The sequence below is a fragment of the Streptomyces sp. NPDC001514 genome (assembly GCF_053597075.1).
Genome location: NZ_JBSFHO010000007.1, coordinates 101,658 through 116,898, shown reverse-complemented (window position 1 = coordinate 116,898; position 15,241 = coordinate 101,658). Strand labels below are relative to the sequence as shown.

14 protein-coding genes are annotated in these 15,241 nt (G+C 71.9%); 4 read left to right on the top strand and 10 right to left on the bottom strand.

Annotation, left to right across the window (positions count from 1 at the left end; translation table 11 throughout):
- Positions 1-75: 75 nt before the first annotated feature.
- The 3 genes from ACWCXB_RS10555 to ACWCXB_RS10545 are packed head-to-tail and all read right to left on the bottom strand — an operon-like array spanning position 76 to position 2,469.
- Positions 76-1,293 carry a TerD family protein gene (locus ACWCXB_RS10555; protein ID WP_450721358.1) on the bottom strand — a complete coding sequence of 406 codons (1,218 nt, stop codon included), beginning with the start codon at positions 1,291-1,293 and terminating at the stop codon, positions 76-78.
- 45 nt (positions 1,294-1,338) lie between these two features.
- Positions 1,339-1,569, bottom strand: coding sequence for a hypothetical protein (locus ACWCXB_RS10550; protein ID WP_450721169.1), 231 nt, complete (start codon positions 1,567-1,569; stop codon positions 1,339-1,341).
- A gap of 48 nt (positions 1,570-1,617) precedes the next feature.
- The gene (locus ACWCXB_RS10545) at positions 1,618-2,469 is read right to left on the bottom strand and encodes an NAD-dependent epimerase/dehydratase family protein (protein ID WP_450721167.1); all 852 of its coding nucleotides are present in this window, start codon (positions 2,467-2,469) and stop codon (positions 1,618-1,620) included.
- A 270-nt stretch (positions 2,470-2,739) separates the two neighbouring features.
- Here ACWCXB_RS10545 and ACWCXB_RS10540 point away from each other — a divergent pair, with 270 nt between their 5' ends.
- Together ACWCXB_RS10540 and ACWCXB_RS10535 are read left to right on the top strand one after the other, a co-directional pair.
- A complete protein-coding gene (locus ACWCXB_RS10540) occupies positions 2,740-3,705 on the top strand; it encodes a 5-dehydro-4-deoxyglucarate dehydratase (RefSeq protein ID WP_450721165.1) in 966 nt (321 codons plus the stop codon).
- Entirely contained in the window at positions 3,702-4,865 is a 1,164-nt protein-coding gene (locus ACWCXB_RS10535; protein ID WP_450721163.1) for a hypothetical protein, read from the top strand. Before ACWCXB_RS10540 ends, ACWCXB_RS10535 begins: the two co-directional genes overlap by 4 nt.
- On the opposite strand, the gene ACWCXB_RS10530 is transcribed toward ACWCXB_RS10535, so the two are convergent.
- Complete coding sequence (locus ACWCXB_RS10530) at positions 4,837-6,027, bottom strand: MFS transporter (protein WP_450721161.1); 1,191 nt, start codon at positions 6,025-6,027, stop codon at positions 4,837-4,839. The genes ACWCXB_RS10535 and ACWCXB_RS10530 overlap by 29 nt on opposite strands.
- Before the next feature lie 206 nt (positions 6,028-6,233).
- On the opposite strand from ACWCXB_RS10530, the gene ACWCXB_RS10525 reads away from it, so the two are divergent.
- Positions 6,234-7,646, top strand: a complete 1,413-nt coding sequence (locus tag ACWCXB_RS10525) for an NCS2 family permease (protein ID WP_450721159.1) — start codon at positions 6,234-6,236, stop codon at positions 7,644-7,646.
- A 40-nt stretch (positions 7,647-7,686) separates the two neighbouring features.
- Here the strand turns inward: ACWCXB_RS10525 and ACWCXB_RS10520 are convergent, their stop codons facing one another.
- Entirely contained in the window at positions 7,687-9,192 is a 1,506-nt protein-coding gene (locus ACWCXB_RS10520; RefSeq protein ID WP_450721157.1) for an alpha/beta hydrolase, read from the bottom strand.
- 112 nt (positions 9,193-9,304) lie between these two features.
- Here ACWCXB_RS10520 and ACWCXB_RS10515 point away from each other — a divergent pair, with 112 nt between their 5' ends.
- Positions 9,305-10,213, top strand: coding sequence for a helix-turn-helix domain-containing protein (locus ACWCXB_RS10515; RefSeq protein ID WP_450721155.1), 909 nt, complete (start codon positions 9,305-9,307; stop codon positions 10,211-10,213).
- A gap of 18 nt (positions 10,214-10,231) precedes the next feature.
- On the opposite strand, the gene ACWCXB_RS10510 is transcribed toward ACWCXB_RS10515, so the two are convergent.
- The 5 genes from ACWCXB_RS10510 to ACWCXB_RS10490 all read right to left on the bottom strand — a co-directional run bounded on the left by ACWCXB_RS10510 (position 10,232) and on the right by ACWCXB_RS10490 (position 15,186).
- On the bottom strand, positions 10,232-10,618 hold the full coding sequence (locus ACWCXB_RS10510; protein WP_450721356.1) for a hypothetical protein: 387 nt from the start codon (positions 10,616-10,618) through the stop codon (positions 10,232-10,234).
- Between the two features lie 128 nt (positions 10,619-10,746).
- Positions 10,747-12,195 carry a peptidoglycan D,D-transpeptidase FtsI family protein gene (locus ACWCXB_RS10505; protein WP_450721153.1) on the bottom strand — a complete coding sequence of 483 codons (1,449 nt, stop codon included), beginning with the start codon at positions 12,193-12,195 and terminating at the stop codon, positions 10,747-10,749.
- 89 nt (positions 12,196-12,284) lie between these two features.
- The gene (locus ACWCXB_RS10500; protein WP_450721354.1) at positions 12,285-12,899 is read right to left on the bottom strand and encodes a response regulator; all 615 of its coding nucleotides are present in this window, start codon (positions 12,897-12,899) and stop codon (positions 12,285-12,287) included.
- 35 nt (positions 12,900-12,934) lie between these two features.
- On the bottom strand, positions 12,935-14,191 hold the full coding sequence (locus tag ACWCXB_RS10495; RefSeq protein WP_450721151.1) for a sensor histidine kinase: 1,257 nt from the start codon (positions 14,189-14,191) through the stop codon (positions 12,935-12,937).
- A complete protein-coding gene (locus ACWCXB_RS10490) occupies positions 14,188-15,186 on the bottom strand; it encodes a hypothetical protein (protein ID WP_450721149.1) in 999 nt (332 codons plus the stop codon). Before ACWCXB_RS10490 ends, ACWCXB_RS10495 begins: the two co-directional genes overlap by 4 nt.
- Positions 15,187-15,241: the final 55 nt, after the last annotated feature.

The window sequence follows — 15,241 nt, the reverse complement described above, 5'->3', positions numbered from 1 at the left end:
GGCCGCCGCACATGCGCGACGACCCCAGGGCCCGGTCCGGACGGCCAGGGCGGTCAGAGCGCCGGTGGTGGCGCCTCAGAGTGCCTGTGCCGCGGGCTTGACCATGCCGCGGACCGTGCGGGACTTCACGAACTCGCCCATCGCGGTCATCTCCCACTCACCGGAGAACTGGCGGATCAGCTTCGCCATCATGACGCCGGTCTGCGGCTCCGCGCCGGTCAGGTCGAAGCGCACCAGCTCCTCGTCCGTCGCCGCGTCGATCAGCCGGCAGTAGGCCTTCGCGACCTCGGTGAACTTCTGGCCGGAGAAGGAATTGACCGTGAAGACCAGGCCCGTCGCCTCGGCGGGGAGACGGCCGAGATCCACGACGATCACCTCGTCGTCGCCCGCGCCCTCACCGGTCAGGTTGTCGCCGGAGTGCTTGATCGCGCCGTTCAGGATGGACAGCTTGCCGAAATAGCAGCTGTCCAGGTGGTTGCGCTGCGGGCCGTACGCGATCACGGACGCGTCCAGGTCGATGTCCCTGCCGCGGAAGGCGGGCTCCCAGCCGAGGCCCATCTTGACCTGGGAGAGCAGCGGGCGGCCGCCCTTGACCAGGGACACCGTCTGGTTCTTCTGGAGGCTGACCCGGCCCTTGTCCAGGTTGATCTTCCCCGTGCCGGGTGCTGGTACGGGTGCGGCAGCCTGTGCCGGTGGGGCTGCAGGTGCCTGGGCCGGGGGAGCAGGCGGTGCGGCGACGCGCGGGTCCGCCACGGGGGCAGGGGCAGGGACGGGGGTGGGAGCGGGGGCGGCGGCCGGCTCCTCCTCGACCGAGACGCCGAAGTCGGTGGCGATGCCCGCCAGCCCGTTCGCATACCCCTGGCCGACCGCGCGGGCCTTCCACGCCCCGTTCCTCAGGTAGATCTCCACGATCACCAGCGCCGTCTCCGCGCCCAGCCGGGGCGGGGTGAAGGCCGCCAGGGCGGCGCCGTCGTCGGCATTGCGGATCGTGGCCGTGGGCTCGATGCCCTGGAAGGTCTGGCCCGCGGCGTCCGGGCTCGCAGTGACCACGATCTTCTCGATCCCGGGCGGGACGGCCGAGGTGTCCACCACGATCGCGTCGGGCGCCGTGCCCCCGCCGGACCGGTAGGTGACACCGGGGCCGGTCGGCTGGTTGTAGAAGATGAAGTCGTCGTCGGAGCGCACCTTGCCGTCGGCCGTGAGCAGCAGGCCCGATACGTCGAGCCGCACCGGAGCGGCGACGTCCACCGCCACGCGCACCGCGGTCAGGGGGATGTTCGAGCCGGGGGTCATAGCTGTCATGCCTGGGGTAACGAGCGACAACGCTTTGCCGTTCCCTTACCTTCGGCCGGATCGGTTCCTCGGGTGCTCGCGGGCCGTACGCTCGTTCCCGAACCGGTACGCACCGGTCCAGCGGGCCATGACCAGCTGCGCGTCCCCGGACTCCACTTCGGCCAGGAACTTCGATGCGCGGGCGCCGCGGAGCGTGCCGGCGCCGCGGCCGTGGTGGGTGATGACGATGCTGTCGTCGCCGCGCTGCTCGTAACGGAAACCAGAAGGTCTGGGCATGGCCTGCATCCTGCCCCGCGTGCCCGTGCGGGTCACCCGAATATCGGCTCAGTGGGGCCAGCGGGGCGGGTTCGTCACGAAGTGACCGCCGAGGCAGGCGTGGTCCGGGTTGTTCGGGTCCAGTTCGCCCTGTTCGGCGATGAGCTTCTCCGCGAACTGCTCGGAGTCGTCCTGCGGCTCGTACCCGAGCGCACGCGCCGTCGAGAGGTCCCACCACAGCCTCGTATTGGCGGAGGAGCCGTAGACGACGGTGTGGCCGACGCCCTCCGCCGTGAGCGCGGCGTGGAAGAGGCGGGCGCCGTCTCCCGGGCTCATCCAGAGGGAGAGCATCCGTACGCTGTTGGGCTCGAGGAAGCAGGAGCCGATCCGGACCGAAACGGTCTCGATGCCGTACCGGTCCCAGTAGAGCTGGGCGAGGTCCTCGCCGAAGCACTTGGACAGGCCGTAGTAGGTGTCGGGACGGCGCGGGGTGTCGATGGGGATGAGCGCGCTCGGATCAAGAGGTGTGACCTCGTGCGGGCGCGGAGTGAAGCCGACGGCGTGGTTGCTGGAGGCGAAGACGATGCGCCCCCTGCCTGCGGCGGCGGGACCGCCGGCACCCCACTCCTCGCGGGCCGCCTCGTAGAGGTTGTACGTGCCCTCGATGTTGGCGCGGAGGATCTTCTCGAAGGGTGCTTCGAGGGAGATACCCGCCAGGTGGATGATCGCGTCGACTCCCCGTACGGCCTCGCGCAGCGCGTCCTTGTCGGCGAGGTCGGCGGTGATCGCGCCGGGTTCCCCCTCGATGGGGGTGATGTCGAAGAGGCGGAGCTCGTATCCGTATGCGGGCAGCAGTCCCCGCATCAGGGTGCCGAGGCCGCCGGCTGCGCCGGTGAGCAGGACGGTGCGGGGTGCGGGCATGGGTGGGTTCCCCTCGACGCGATGCGGGTCTGACCTGTAGACGGTATTCACATGCGTGGACAAGCTAGGGAGATGCTCCACGCACCGTCAAGTGTCCCGCCGGGGGGCGGGCTCCGCGTCTCAGTTGCTGTCTTCTGTCATCTGAGTTGCGGTTTTCCGTCTTGACCCGCGTGTCAGGGCTGGCCTAGCGTGGCGGCGTTCAGAAATATAGACATCAATCAGATTGATGCACGAGCCTCGATCGCTCGGTGCACGGCCCAGGGAGCGCCCGTGTCCTCAGCCCCGCTCGCCGCCCGACTCACCCGTGCCGACGGGCCGCTGTTCTTCCCCGTCACCGCGTACGGACCCGACGGCGCCCTCGACCTCGACGTCTTCCGCGCCCATGTGCGATCCGGCATCGAGGCCGGCGCCGCCGCGGTCTTCGCCTGCTGCGGCACCGGCGAGTTCCACGCGCTCACCCCGGAGGAGTTCCGCGACTGCGTCGCCGCCGCCGTCGAGGAGACCGCCGGCCGGGTCCCCGTCGTCGCGGGCGCCGGATACGGCACGGCCCTCGCGATCCGGTACGCGAAGCTCGCCGAGGACGCGGGCGCCGACGGGATCCTCGCCATGCCGCCCTACCTCGTCGTCGCCGACCAGGCCGGACTGCTGCGCCACTACGCCGCGCTCGCCGCCGCCACCGAGCTCGACATCATCGTCTACCAGCGCGACAACGCCGTCTTCACGCCCGAGACCGTCGTCGAACTCGCTGCCGTCGACGGCATCATCGGCCTCAAGGACGGTTACGGCGACCTCGATCTGATGCAGCGCATCGTCAGCGCCGTACGCACCGCGGCAGCGGGCCCCGCAGCGCCCGGGCGCGACTTCCTCTACTTCAACGGCCTGCCCACCGCCGAACTCACCGGCCTCGCCTACCGCGGCATCGGCATCACCCTCTACTCCTCCGCCGTCTTCTGCTTCGCCCCCGAGATCGCCCTCGCCTTCCACCGCGCCCTGACCACCGGCGACGACGCCACCGTCGAGCGCCTCCTCGACGGCTTCTACCGCCCGCTCGTCGAACTCCGCGCCCGGCGCAACGGATACGCCGTCTCGCTCGTCAAGGCCGCGGTACGGCTGCGTGGACTGGACGTCGGCGAGGTGCGGCCCCCGCTCAGCGAGCCGACCGCCGACCACATCAAGGAGCTCGCCGACATCGTCGAACGCGGCTACGCCCTCCTCGGGGACGGAACGGCCGAGTGAAGGCGGGCGCGTTCGTCTACCCCTGGGACATCATCGGCGATCCCGACGCCCCGGCCCGGATCGCCGGCCTCGGCGTCCGGCAGGTCACCCTCGCCTCGGCCTACCACTCCACGCGTGCCCTGACCCCGCGCCACCCCCGCCACCGCATCGTCACCGCCGAGCACGCCTCGGTGCTCTACCCGCCGGACGAGACGCGCTGGGCGGGGCGCACCCTGCGGCCGTACGCGGCAGGAGCCTGGGCGCCCGGCGATGCGTACGGACAGGCCGCCGAGGCCCTCGCAGCGGCCGGGCTCGACGTGCACACCTGGGTCGTCCTCGCCCACAACTCCCGCCTAGGCGCCGAGCACCCCGGCACCTCCGTGGTCAACGCCTACGGCGACCGCTACCCCTGGGCGCCCTGCATCGCCCAGCCCGCCGTCCGCGCCCATCTGCTCGACCTCGCGGCCGAGGCGGCGGTACGGCCGGGGGCACGCGGCACCGAGCTCGAATCCTGCGGCTGGTACGGGCTCACCCATCTGCACGCCCACGACAAGACCGCCGGAGTCGCACTCGGCGACGCCGCCCAGTACGCCATGTCGCTCTGCTTCTGCCCCGCATGCCGGGACGGGTACGCCGCACAGGGCGTCGACCCGGACGAGCTGAGCGCGGGCGTGCGCGAGGCGCTGGAACCGGTGTGGCGGGGGAGTGCGCCCGCCGACATCCCCGTCGAGAAGCTGCTGGGCGCCGAACCGACCGCGGTCACCCTGGAGTTCCGTACCAGGACCGCGCGAACCCTCCAGGAGGCCGTCGTCGCCGCGGTACGGGCCGCCGCGCCCGAGGGCTTCCAGGTCCTGCTGCACGCGGACCCGGTGGCGCACCACTGCGGGGCCAACACCGGAGTCGACCCCGCGCACATTCTCGCTCTCGCCGACGGCGTCGTCGTGCCGTGCACGGGCGGTGCGCAGCTGGTGCCCCCCTTCGCCCGGCACGGCTCCGCGGCATCCGTCATCGCCGCCAACTTCACCGTTGTCGGCGGCATGGGCGGCAGCCCGGGCACGCTCGCCGCCGACGCCGCCCGTGCGCGGTCGCTCGGGGCGAACGAACTGCGGCTGTACCACGCGGGGCTGGCCTGCGACCAGGACCTGGCGGCGGTCAGGGCCGCGCTGGCACAGCTCGCCTGACCGTCACCAGCATCGCGGCCGTCAGCAATCCCAGCGCCCCGACGACCGTCAGCACGACCCGGACGTCCACCACCGCGACCAGCCCCGCGCCCAGTGCCAGCGCGACCGCGTTCGGTACGAACACGAGCGTCTGGGCGGTCGCGGCGGTGCGTCCGAGTACCGCGTCCGGCGTCTCGCGCTGCACCGCCGTCATCGCGGCGACCAGCACACACGGCAGCCCGAGCCCGACCGCCCCGCTGCACACCAGTGCCACGGCGTCGGGCGACACCGACCGCAGCCCGGCGGCCACCGAGAACAGCGCGATGCCGCACGCCGCGTACACCCTTTCCGGCAGCCGCCGCAGCAGCGGCCCCGCGAGCAGCCCGCCCAGGACGGAACCGGCGCCCTGCGCCCCGTACAACACACCTACGAACGTGGGCGCGTGGCCCAGCACCTTGTCCACGACCGCGAACAGCAGCGCGCCGTTCAGCCCGGCGAGCAGCATGGTGGCGCCGCCCGCCAGCACCAGGGGCCGCAGCACGGGCGAGCGCCACAGGAAGCGCACCCCCTCCGCCGTGCCGGCCCACGCCTGCCCGGACCGGACCGGCTTCTCCTCCCGTACCCGCAGCAGCGCGAAGATCCCGGCGGCCAGGGCGAACGTCGCCGCATCGAGCAGCGCCACCGACGCCCCGCCGAACCGGGCGAACAGCCCGGCCGCGAGGGGCGGCGCGATGAGCTTCATGCCCTCGTTCGCCGTCATCCGCAGCCCGTTGAAGTCCCCGAGCAGCCGCCGGTCGACCGCGCCCGCGAGCAGCGCGGCCTCCGCCGCGTCCTGGACGACGCCGCAGGTCCCGTAGACCGCGAGGACGCAGAACAGCAACCACACCCGGTCCGCGGAGTCGAGCAGCAGCAGCGACGGCAGCAGCAGCGCCAGGGTGACGTTCACCGCGACGAGCAGGGGCCGTCTGCTGATCCGGTCGGCGACCGTCCCGAGCAGCGGCCCGGCCAGCGACGGCGCCCACATGGCGAAGACCGTCAGCGCAGCAAGACTGTCCGAGCCGGTCAGCGACTTGACCCAGATGCCGGAGACCAGCCACATGGCCGTCGTCCCGAAGCCGGAGGCGACGACCCCGGCGAGACACAGCCCCGCGGTGCGGTCCCGGATGACCATGACCTTGCCCATCCGAGGATGGTGGCAGCGGCTGCGGTCCGGCCGGATGGGGCAGTTGACCTACTTTCCGGCGCGCCGGGTCCTTACGCGCAGCCGATCTGACGTAACACAGCTGACGTAACACGGCTGACGTAACACGGAGAAAACCTGAAGGGCCTCATCGGTGGGAACAATCCAGCCACCAGCACCCGCAGGACCGTCACCCGCGAGGAGAGCCCATGCCGCAGCACAGCGCCGTCGACCGCTACTTCAGAATCAGCGAACGGGGATCGACCCTCGTCCGTGAGGTACGAGGCGGCTTCGCCACGTTCTTCACGATGGCCTACATCCTCGTGCTCAACCCGATCATCCTGGGCGGGACCGAGGACAAGTTCGGCCAGCAGCTCTCGGGCCCGGCGCTCGTCACCTCCACCGCGCTCGTCGCCGCCGTGATGACCGCGATCATGGGCCTCGGCGGCAACCTCCCGCTCGCCATCGCTGCCGGGCTCGGCCTGAACGCCGTCGTCGCCTTCCAGCTCGCGCCGCTGATGAGCTGGCCGGACGCGATGGGCGTGGTGGTCCTCGAAGGCATCGTCATCTGCGTCCTGGTCGTCACCGGGCTGCGCGAAGCCGTCATGCACGCCATCCCGCAGCAGCTCAAGCAGGCGATCAGCGTCGGCATCGGGCTCTTCATCGCGTTCATCGGCTTCATCGACGCGGGCTTCGTGACCCGTATCCCCGGCGAGACCGGGGCGGTGCCGGTCCAACTGGGCGCGAACGGGCAGCTCTCCGGCTGGCCCGTGCTCGTCTTCTGCCTCGGCGTCCTGCTCACCATGTCGCTGATGGCCCGCAGGGTGCGCGGCGCGATCCTCATCTCCATCGTCACGATGACCGTCCTCGCGATCGTCATCAACGAGATCGCCGACATCGCCCCGCTCGCCTGGGGCCTGACCGTGCCCAGCGTGCCCACCGACGTCATCGCCGCACCCGACTTCCAGCTCGTCGGCGCGTTCAGCCTCTTCGGCGCGTTCGAGCAGGTGGGGATCGTGACCCTCGTCCTGCTCATCTTCACCCTCGTCCTGAGCGACTTCTTCGACACCATGGGCACGATCGTCGGCGTCTCCAACGAGGCCGGGCTCCTCGACGAAAAGGGCGACGTCCCCAACCTGGGCCGCGTCCTGCTCATCGACGGTGCCGCGGCCTCCGTGGGCGGCATGGCCTCCGCGTCGTCCAACACCTCCTACATCGAGTCCGCGGCCGGCGTCGGCGAAGGCGCCCGCACCGGCCTCGCCTCCGTCGTCACCGGCGCGCTCTTCGGCCTCGCCCTCTTCCTCACCCCGCTCGCCACGGTCGTCCCGGCCCAGGCGGCCGCCCCCGCCCTGGTCGCGGTCGGCTTCCTGCTGATGACGCAGGTCCGGCACATCGAGTGGGAGCGGTACGAGATCGGCATCCCGGCCTTCCTCACGATCGCCGTGATGCCCTTCACGTACTCGATCACCAATGGCATCGGCGCCGGCTTCCTCGCCTATGTCGTCATCAAGACGGTGCTGGGCAGGGCGCGGGACGTGCACTGGCTGCTGTGGGCCGTGTCGGCGCTGTTCGCGGTCTACTTCGCCATCGACCCGCTCGAGGAGCTGCTGGGCATCGGCTAGGGACCCTCGTCCGAGGGCTGTGGTCGCAGCTCCGGGGGCCTCAGCCCCGCAGGTGCCCCAGCACGGACCGTACCGCGCGCTCCACGGCGTCGCGGGCCTGATCGGTGTGGTCGATCGTCTCGAACCCGTGGTGGCCGAGCGGGACGTCGACCAGCTCCACCTCGGCCCGGCAGTCCTCGGCGGCGGTCAGGAACTCCTCGACCGTCACCGCGATCTCCGCGCGCTCCAGCTCCACCCGGGTCAGGACGATCGGCAACCGCCCTGCGGCACGCACCGCGGCCGCAGGGCGGAACCGGGAATCCCCGAGACCCCAGTTCGGCAGCGGCGCGAGCACGGGATAGGTCGCCGCCACACACCGCAACCACGGCGGGGGTGCCGCGAGCCAGTCCGCCGACAACAGCCCCCCGCCGGAGAAGAACCACAGCGCGATGCGCTCCCCGTCGACGCGCGGATCAGCGCGCACGAGGTCGACCGCTGCGGCGACATCGTCGGCAGCATGTCCGTAGTCGCCGAGACCGTGCAGCCCGTGATCCAGCGTCACGCCGACCGCGTCCCGGCTCGCCACGTACTGGCCGTAGCCGACGAAGCACGGCCAGTCCCGCGGCGTCGGCCGCGCCTCGGGGTGAACCGGGCCGCCGTGGACGAACACCACTGCCGGACGAGGGCCGTCGGCATCGGGCAGATGGAGATCGACCTGGCCCACCCGTTCGCGGCGCATCTCCGGCACGTCCATGAGGAAGGGCCGGAGATGCGCGGGCTGTTCGCCCACCTTCGCGGCCACCCGGTGTCCCTCTCCCGCGGCGGCTCGCAGCAGTACCTCAGCGAGTTCACCGGGCGTGGAGAGCATCGGCCAGTGCCCGGTGTCGAGTTCGAAGAAGCTCACCCGCGGGTCGGTGAGCGCCTGGAGGCGAGGATCGCCCAGTCCCACCAGGGCCTCGACCGTGGCGATGCTCGACCCGTTGGCGATGCAGAGGACGCCGGTCGTCGGGAGCCCGGAGACCGCCCCCGACAGCCGGAGCGGCTGGGTGAGCGTGCCCCGCGGCTGCGGAGCGGCAAGACGGGCCAGCCGGGCCAACGCGTCCGCGGGGACGCCGGCGATGCTGCCCCAGCGCTGCCACTCGTCGAGCGGCGGCGGGGGAATGCGCCAGTCCTCGTCGCCGTGCTCGGACCCGTGCAGCCGTTCCCGGAGCGCCTGGTCGGGCACCAGGTTCAGGGCCGGGTCGCCGTCCTGGGGCATCCCCGCGTCCAGGTGGACGATCCGAGCGATCCGCTCCGGGCGCCGGTCGGCGGCGCCGAGCACCGGGTGGATGCCGTAGCAGTGGCCGACGATCACCACCTCCGGCGCATCCACATGGTCGATCACATGCACCAGATCCTGGACATGCGTCTCCAGGTCCGTGTCAGGGCCCGCCAGATGTCGGCGGTCACCCATGCCGGTGAGCGTCACCGGATGCACCTCGCTCCCCGACTCCCGCAGCCGGGCGGCCACCTCCCGCCATATCCAGCCGCCCGTGTGGGCGCCCGACACCAGAACGAATGCCGTCATGACCCTCTCCCTCGCACGTCTCGTCCGCGGGACCGGCCGTAGAGGCCGTCCGCGCTCGCCGGTACGGTAGGAACTCCCCCTGAGGGAGGATCAAGCCTTGTCACCTGACGGTATGTTGAGCATCGGCGAGCTCGCCGAACGTGCGGGCGTCACCGTCAAGACCGTCCGCTTCTACTCCGACCGCGGCCTGCTGCCCGAAGCCGCCCGCAGCGCCGGTGGCCACCGCCGGTACGGCCCCGAGGCGCTCGACCGGCTCCGGACGATCCGCTCGCTGCGCACCCTCGACCTGCCGGTCCCGGACGTGGGCCGGATCCTCGACGAGGAGGACGCACTGGAGGACGTCGTCGCCGGACAGCTCCGGGAGCTCGGCACGCGGCTGTCCGCCCTGCGCTGGCGGGAGGCGGCCCTCCGGCTGCTCCAGGACTGCACCCCCGAGGAACGCGCCGACCGGCTGCACCTGATCGGCGCCATGTCCGTCCCGCCCAGCACGGCCGCGCCGGCGCGCTTCTGGCGGCGCTGGCTGCCCGCGCGGATGCCGGCCCGGCTGGTCTCGGCGATCATCGATGAGGCCGTTCCGCAGCCCCCCGCGGATCCGACCCCGGCGCAGGTACTGGCCTTCGCCCGGCTGCACGCCTTCGTCTCCCGGGACTGCCGCGGCACCGAACCCAGCCGTCCCGCCGCCCACCAGCCCGACAAGGGCTACCGTCCGGCCGTGCTCTACGACGGTCTCCGCGAGGCCTTCGCGCTGGCAGCGCCGGACCTGCGGGAGGAGCGGCCCCCGCACGAGGGCGAGGCACTCGACTGCTTCGTCTCCGCCTACGCCCACTCATGCGGCCTGCGCGACACTCCCGCCTTCCGCCGTCGGCTCAGCGGTGAGCTCGCCACCGATCCCCGGATCGACCACTACTGGCAACTCGTCGCCGAACTGTCCGGCCCGTCGCAGCCGACTCCCGGAGCCTCCCACGACTGGCTCCGCGCCGCCCTGGACATCCGGACGGCCCGCCCGGCCGGTACGGCGTGACCTCTTGGCCCGCCGCCGTCACGCGGGCTGCCGGGCACCCCTGCCCTCGTACCAGAGCGCCGCGCCCGTCACCAGCGCGCCCGCGCCCTCCCACAGGCCCACGCCCAGGAAGCCGGACGGGGCGCGTCCGCCGATCACCGCGAGGGTGAAGACCGTGCAGGTCAGCAGACGGAAGGGGACCGTCCAGCGGAAGAAGGGCTTCCAGTCGGCCAGGGACGCGAGGATGTAGTAGACGCCCATATTGACCGCGGCCATCGAGGACGCGGTGAGGAAGACCAGGGTGTGGTCGCCCTCCGCGCGGCTGGAGTCGGTTATGGGCTCGAAGCCCATAAGACGGATCAGAACGTCGGGGGCGATCAGGCCCACCACACCCAGGGCGGCGGCGAGGACGCCGAACACCGCCATGGTCCAGCCGGACAGGGATCGGGGCAGGGCGCGCACAGAAGTCCTCCGCAGACAAGGGGTGTTGAGGGGTGTTGACGCTTGAACGACCCCTGCATACCGTGCACCCCGCCCCGGCCCGCAGCCGGGGGCTACTTCAGCGCCGCCTTCATCATCTTCTGCGCGATCGGCGCCGCCAGCCCGTTGCCGCTGACCTCCGAGCGCGCCGCGCCCGAGTCCTCGACGATCACCGCGACCGCCACCTCCTCGCCGCTCTTCGTGTCCTTCGCGTACGACGTGAACCAGGCGTACGGCGTCTTGCTGTTGTTCTCGCCGTGCTGGGCCGTGCCCGTCTTGCCGCCCACCTCGGCGCCGTCGATCCGTGCGTTGCTGCCCGTGCCGTCCTCGACGACCGTGACCATGGCGCTGCGCAACTGCTCCGCCGTGGCGGAGGACACGATCCGCTCGGAGTCGGCGTCCTCGTAGCTCTGCAGAGTGTTGCCGTCCGCGTCCACCACCTGGGAAACCATGTGCGGGGACGCCATGAGGCCATCATTGGCCAGGGCTGCCGTCACCATCGCCATCTGCAGCGGAGTGGCCGTCACATCGAACTGACCGATACCCGTCAGCGCCGTCTGCGCCGCGTCCATACCGGACGGGTACAGGCTCTTCGTGGCACGCACCGGCACGTCCTGCTCGCCGTCGTTGAAGCCGAACTTCTCCGCCATCGCCCGGACCTTGTCCTGCCCGAGGTCGGCGGCCATCTTCCCGAAGACGTTGTTGCAGGAGTACTGCAGCGCCGTGCGGATCGTCGCGTTCTCGCAGGGCGCGGACTTGTTCTCGTTCTCCAGCACGGTCCGGGTGTTCGGGAGGGTGTACGGGGACGGGCTGTCCGTCCGCTCGTCCACCGAGGAGTACAGCCCGTCCTCCAGCGCCGCCGCCGCGACCACCAGCTTGAACGTGGAGCCCGGCGGCAGCGGCTGCCGCAGCGCCCGGTTGAGCATCGGCTGGTCCTCGTCCCCGGTGAGCCGCTTCCACGCGTCGCCGTCCGTCGTACCGCTGACCTTCGACGGGTCGTACGACGGGGTGCTCACCAGCCCCAGGATCCGCCCGGTCTTCGGGTCGATCGCGACCGCGGCGCCCTTCTTGTCACCGAGCGCCTCGAAGCCGGCCTTCTGCACGGCCGGATCGATCGTGGTGAGGACGTCACCGGGCTGGGCCTGCTTGCCGGTGAGCACGTCGAGCGGGTTCCTCAGCCGGTTGTCGGTGCCGTCGAGCACGTCGCTGTAGATGCCCTCCAGCTGCGTGGCGCCGTACGCCTGCGAGCTGTAGCCGGTGACGGGCGCGTACAGCTCGCCGTCCGTGTACGTGCGCTTGTAGTCGAGATCGCTGCCCTCCGTTCTCTTCGAGCCGGTGACCGGCGAGCCGGCCACGACGATGTCGCCGAGCGGCTGCGCGTACTGCGCGATGGTGTTCCGCCGGTTGTGCTTGTCGTCCGCGAGGGCCTCGGCCTTGTACGCCTGCACCCAGGTGGCCCGCACCAGCAGGGCGAGCACCAGGAGCAGGCTGAAGACCGCGGCGCGCCTGATCGTCTTGTTCATCCCAACGGAGGACGAGCGGCCTGGACGGATCCGTTCCGGTCTGTCGGGTTTCTCAGGGAATCCTCATCCGGCCCGGGCGGGCGGGCGGCTCAGCGCGGGGTGATGAATCCCGACTCGTACGCCGCGATCACCGCCTGTGTACGGTCCCGGGTGCCCGTCTTCGCCAGGACGGCCGCCACATGCGTCTTCACCGTCGCCGGGCCGACCCGCAGCCGCTCGGCGATCTCCGCGTTCGTCAGGCCCGTCGCCATGAGGCGCAGCACGTCCGCCTCCCGCTCCGTCAGGCGCGCGGCCCACGGCGGCGGGGTGGCCTTGCGGGTGCCGTAAGCGGCGGCCAGGCCGCGGAGCGCGGCCGGGTAGAGGAGCGAGTCGCTGCGGGCGACGAGCCGGACCGCAGCCACCAGGTCCTCCGCCGCGGCCCGCTTGAGCAGGAAGCCCGCGGCGCCGGCCCGCAGGGCGTCGTACACGTACGCATCGTTCTCGAAGGTCGTCACGACCACGATCCGCGGGGGCTCGTCCATCGAGCCGAGGATCTGCCGGGTGGCCCCGATGCCGTCGATCTCCGGCATGCGGACGTCCATCAGCACCACGTCGGGCCGCAGCTCGCGCACCACCGAGACCGCCTCGGCACCCGTCGCCGCCTCCCCGGCCACGTCCAGGTCCGGCTCGGCGTCGAGGATGACCCGCAGTGCGGCGCGGACCATCCGCTCGTCGTCGGCGACGACGACCCGGATCGCGCTCACCGTGCACCGCCCAGCGGGATGCGGGCCGTCAGCCGCCACAGGCCGTCGCACGGCCCTGCCTCGGCGTGGCCGCCGAGCAGCGTGGCCCGCTCGGCGATGCCGCGCAGGCCACGTCCGCCGCCCGGGCGTACCACCGGTGCCCGCTCGGGCAGCGGGTTCTCCATCATCAGCTCCAACTCCTCGTCGTGTACGTGCACATGAAGTGACACGGGCACGGCGCCGCCGTGCCGCAGCGCGTTGCTCAGTCCCTCCTGGACGATCCGGTACGCCTCGCGGGAGACCGCCTCGGGTACGGCGGCCGGGTCGCCCGACGCCTCGTACGCCACGTTCTGTCCGGCGTGTGCGAGCAGCAGCCCGTCCAGCGCGTCGAGCCCCGGCGTGGCCAGCTCGCCGTCGTCCTCTCCCTTCCGCAGCAGGCCGAGGACCGAGTCGAGTTCGCCCACCGTCCGCCGCGTGGTCTCCTCGATCGCCGCCAGCGCCTCCCGTACGAACTCCACATCGCTGTCCAGGACCTTGCGGGCGGCACCGGCCTGGAGCGTCACCGCACTCAGCGCATGGCCCACCGAGTCGTGCAGCTCACGCGCGAGCCGGTTGCGGACGGCGAGTTCGGCGGCCCGCCGCTCGGCCGCCGCCAGCCGGTCCTCGGGCGTCGGGCCCAGCAGCAGCGGCGCCTGGCGGGCGAGCAGCGCTCCGGCTCCGGCCGCGCATGCCGCGAGGGCGAGCAGCATCAGCAGCCCCGCGGGCAGGCCCGCGTACACGACCCAGGACTCGTTCAGCGACCAGAGCTCCGCGAGCGCGGACTCGCGCAGCGACGCGGAGAACGGCAGCACCATGATCGCCACCGCGAACGGCGGCAGCGCCAGGGTCGCCCCGCTGACCAGGCCGCCGAGCCCCAAGTGGAGCGTGTACCAGGCGGCGGTACGGGCTCTGGCCTGCCGGGTCCGCGCCGGCCCGTCCGCGAACCGGTCCGCCGCCACCCCGCACATCGCGCGGGCCGCAGCCACCGACAGCGGCCGGGCCAGCGGGAAGAGCGCGCTGATCGCGGCCAGCGGCAGGGCGATCCCGTACGCCCCGAACTGCACGGCCAGGGAGCCGCGGAACAGGCCCGGAGTGTCCACGAGCGGGCCTATGACGACCGTGCCCAGCAGCCAGTACGGCATCAACAGTGCGCCGCCCAGGATCAGATGGGCCCAGCGCAGCCGGGCCCGCGCCCCGAACAGAGCCCCGAACAGCGCCCTGAGCACGCGCGTCACGCGCCGCGTCGCCGCAGGAAGGACGCGATGCCGGTGGCGAGCAGCAGTCCGGTGATCATTTCCCCAGCGTAGGTCAGGGTCATCAGCGCTGTGGCCGCCTTGTCCGGATCGGCCTCGGGCATCAGCGTGACGAGCAGCATGAAGCCGCCCCATGCGCCCATGACTCCGGAACCCACCCAGCCGAGCGCCAGCGGTGTCCGCACCCGCAGCTGCGGCCCGCGCCGGACGGCGAGGAGCAGCACGCCCGTCACGGCGACCACCACGAACAGCACCCGGACGCCTTCCAGTACATAGAAGTCGGTGGTGCGCTGGTCCAGCCTTGCCGGGGACAGTCCGGCCGTCGAACCGGCCGCCCACAGCAGATGCATGACGGCGGGGAACAGCGCGAGCACCGACCCGGCCAGGGCGGTCGCCCGCATCCGGGGCCCGGTCACGGCGGTGGTCAGATCACAGACCGTTCCGCGCCACACGTGCCCCCAGCGGCCGCGGGCGTACAGCACGAAGAGCGTGCCCAGTGTCAGTCCCTGCACGATGAACCCGCTGTAGACGACGCCGAAGACCCATTCGTCGAGGAACGGCTCCTTCGGAGCGTCCTGCGCCGTCGTGCCGCCGCCGAGGGCCACCAGCAGCTGGAGCGGGAATCCCACCATGATCGGGGTGAGCAGGCCGGTCGCCACCCACATGGGGAACGCCAGGAGCCACGACCTCACCCGGAGCCCCCAGGGCTGGGTGAGCAGCAGCGCGAGGACGACGACGGCCGCGTCCATCAGGACCGTAATGCTGTTCACGACGGCCATCTGCACGCGGTGGTCCAGGAGTCCACTGCCCTCGGGGATGCCGATCTCGCTGCCCGCCACCCAGGCGATCTTGAGCGAGATGTACGGGGCGCAGGACACGATGGCGAGGGCGCGCAGCAGCCTGCGGCCCTGGCCGAGGCGCGGCGCGGGCGGAACGCGGACGGCGTCGAGCGGTGTCTGTGCCGGTGTCTGTGTCATGACACCCAGGCTTCCGGCCCGCCGCCCGCGCCACCTCCTGCCTGGAGAGGAACCC

Excerpts from the sequence above, each read along its gene's own strand:
- ACWCXB_RS10520 (WP_450721157.1), bottom strand. The coding sequence starts at position 9,192 with ATGACGGCATTCGTTCTGGTGTCGGGCGCCCACACGGGCGGCTGGATA.
- ACWCXB_RS10500 (WP_450721354.1), bottom strand. The coding sequence starts at position 12,899 with ATGGTCCGCGCCGCACTGCGGGTCATCCTCGACGCCGAGCCGGACCTG.
- ACWCXB_RS10530 (WP_450721161.1), bottom strand. The coding sequence starts at position 6,027 with ATGGGCAAGGTCATGGTCATCCGGGACCGCACCGCGGGGCTGTGTCTC.
- ACWCXB_RS10555 (WP_450721358.1), bottom strand. The coding sequence starts at position 1,293 with ATGACCCCCGGCTCGAACATCCCCCTGACCGCGGTGCGCGTGGCGGTG.
- ACWCXB_RS10505 (WP_450721153.1), bottom strand. The coding sequence starts at position 12,195 with ATGAACAAGACGATCAGGCGCGCCGCGGTCTTCAGCCTGCTCCTGGTG.
- ACWCXB_RS10525 (WP_450721159.1), top strand. The coding sequence starts at position 6,234 with ATGCCGCAGCACAGCGCCGTCGACCGCTACTTCAGAATCAGCGAACGG.
- ACWCXB_RS10550 (WP_450721169.1), bottom strand. The coding sequence starts at position 1,569 with ATGCCCAGACCTTCTGGTTTCCGTTACGAGCAGCGCGGCGACGACAGC.
- ACWCXB_RS10515 (WP_450721155.1), top strand. The coding sequence starts at position 9,305 with ATGTTGAGCATCGGCGAGCTCGCCGAACGTGCGGGCGTCACCGTCAAG.
- ACWCXB_RS10545 (WP_450721167.1), bottom strand. The coding sequence starts at position 2,469 with ATGCCCGCACCCCGCACCGTCCTGCTCACCGGCGCAGCCGGCGGCCTC.
- ACWCXB_RS10510 (WP_450721356.1), bottom strand. The coding sequence starts at position 10,618 with ATGGCGGTGTTCGGCGTCCTCGCCGCCGCCCTGGGTGTGGTGGGCCTG.
- ACWCXB_RS10490 (WP_450721149.1), bottom strand. The coding sequence starts at position 15,186 with ATGACACAGACACCGGCACAGACACCGCTCGACGCCGTCCGCGTTCCG.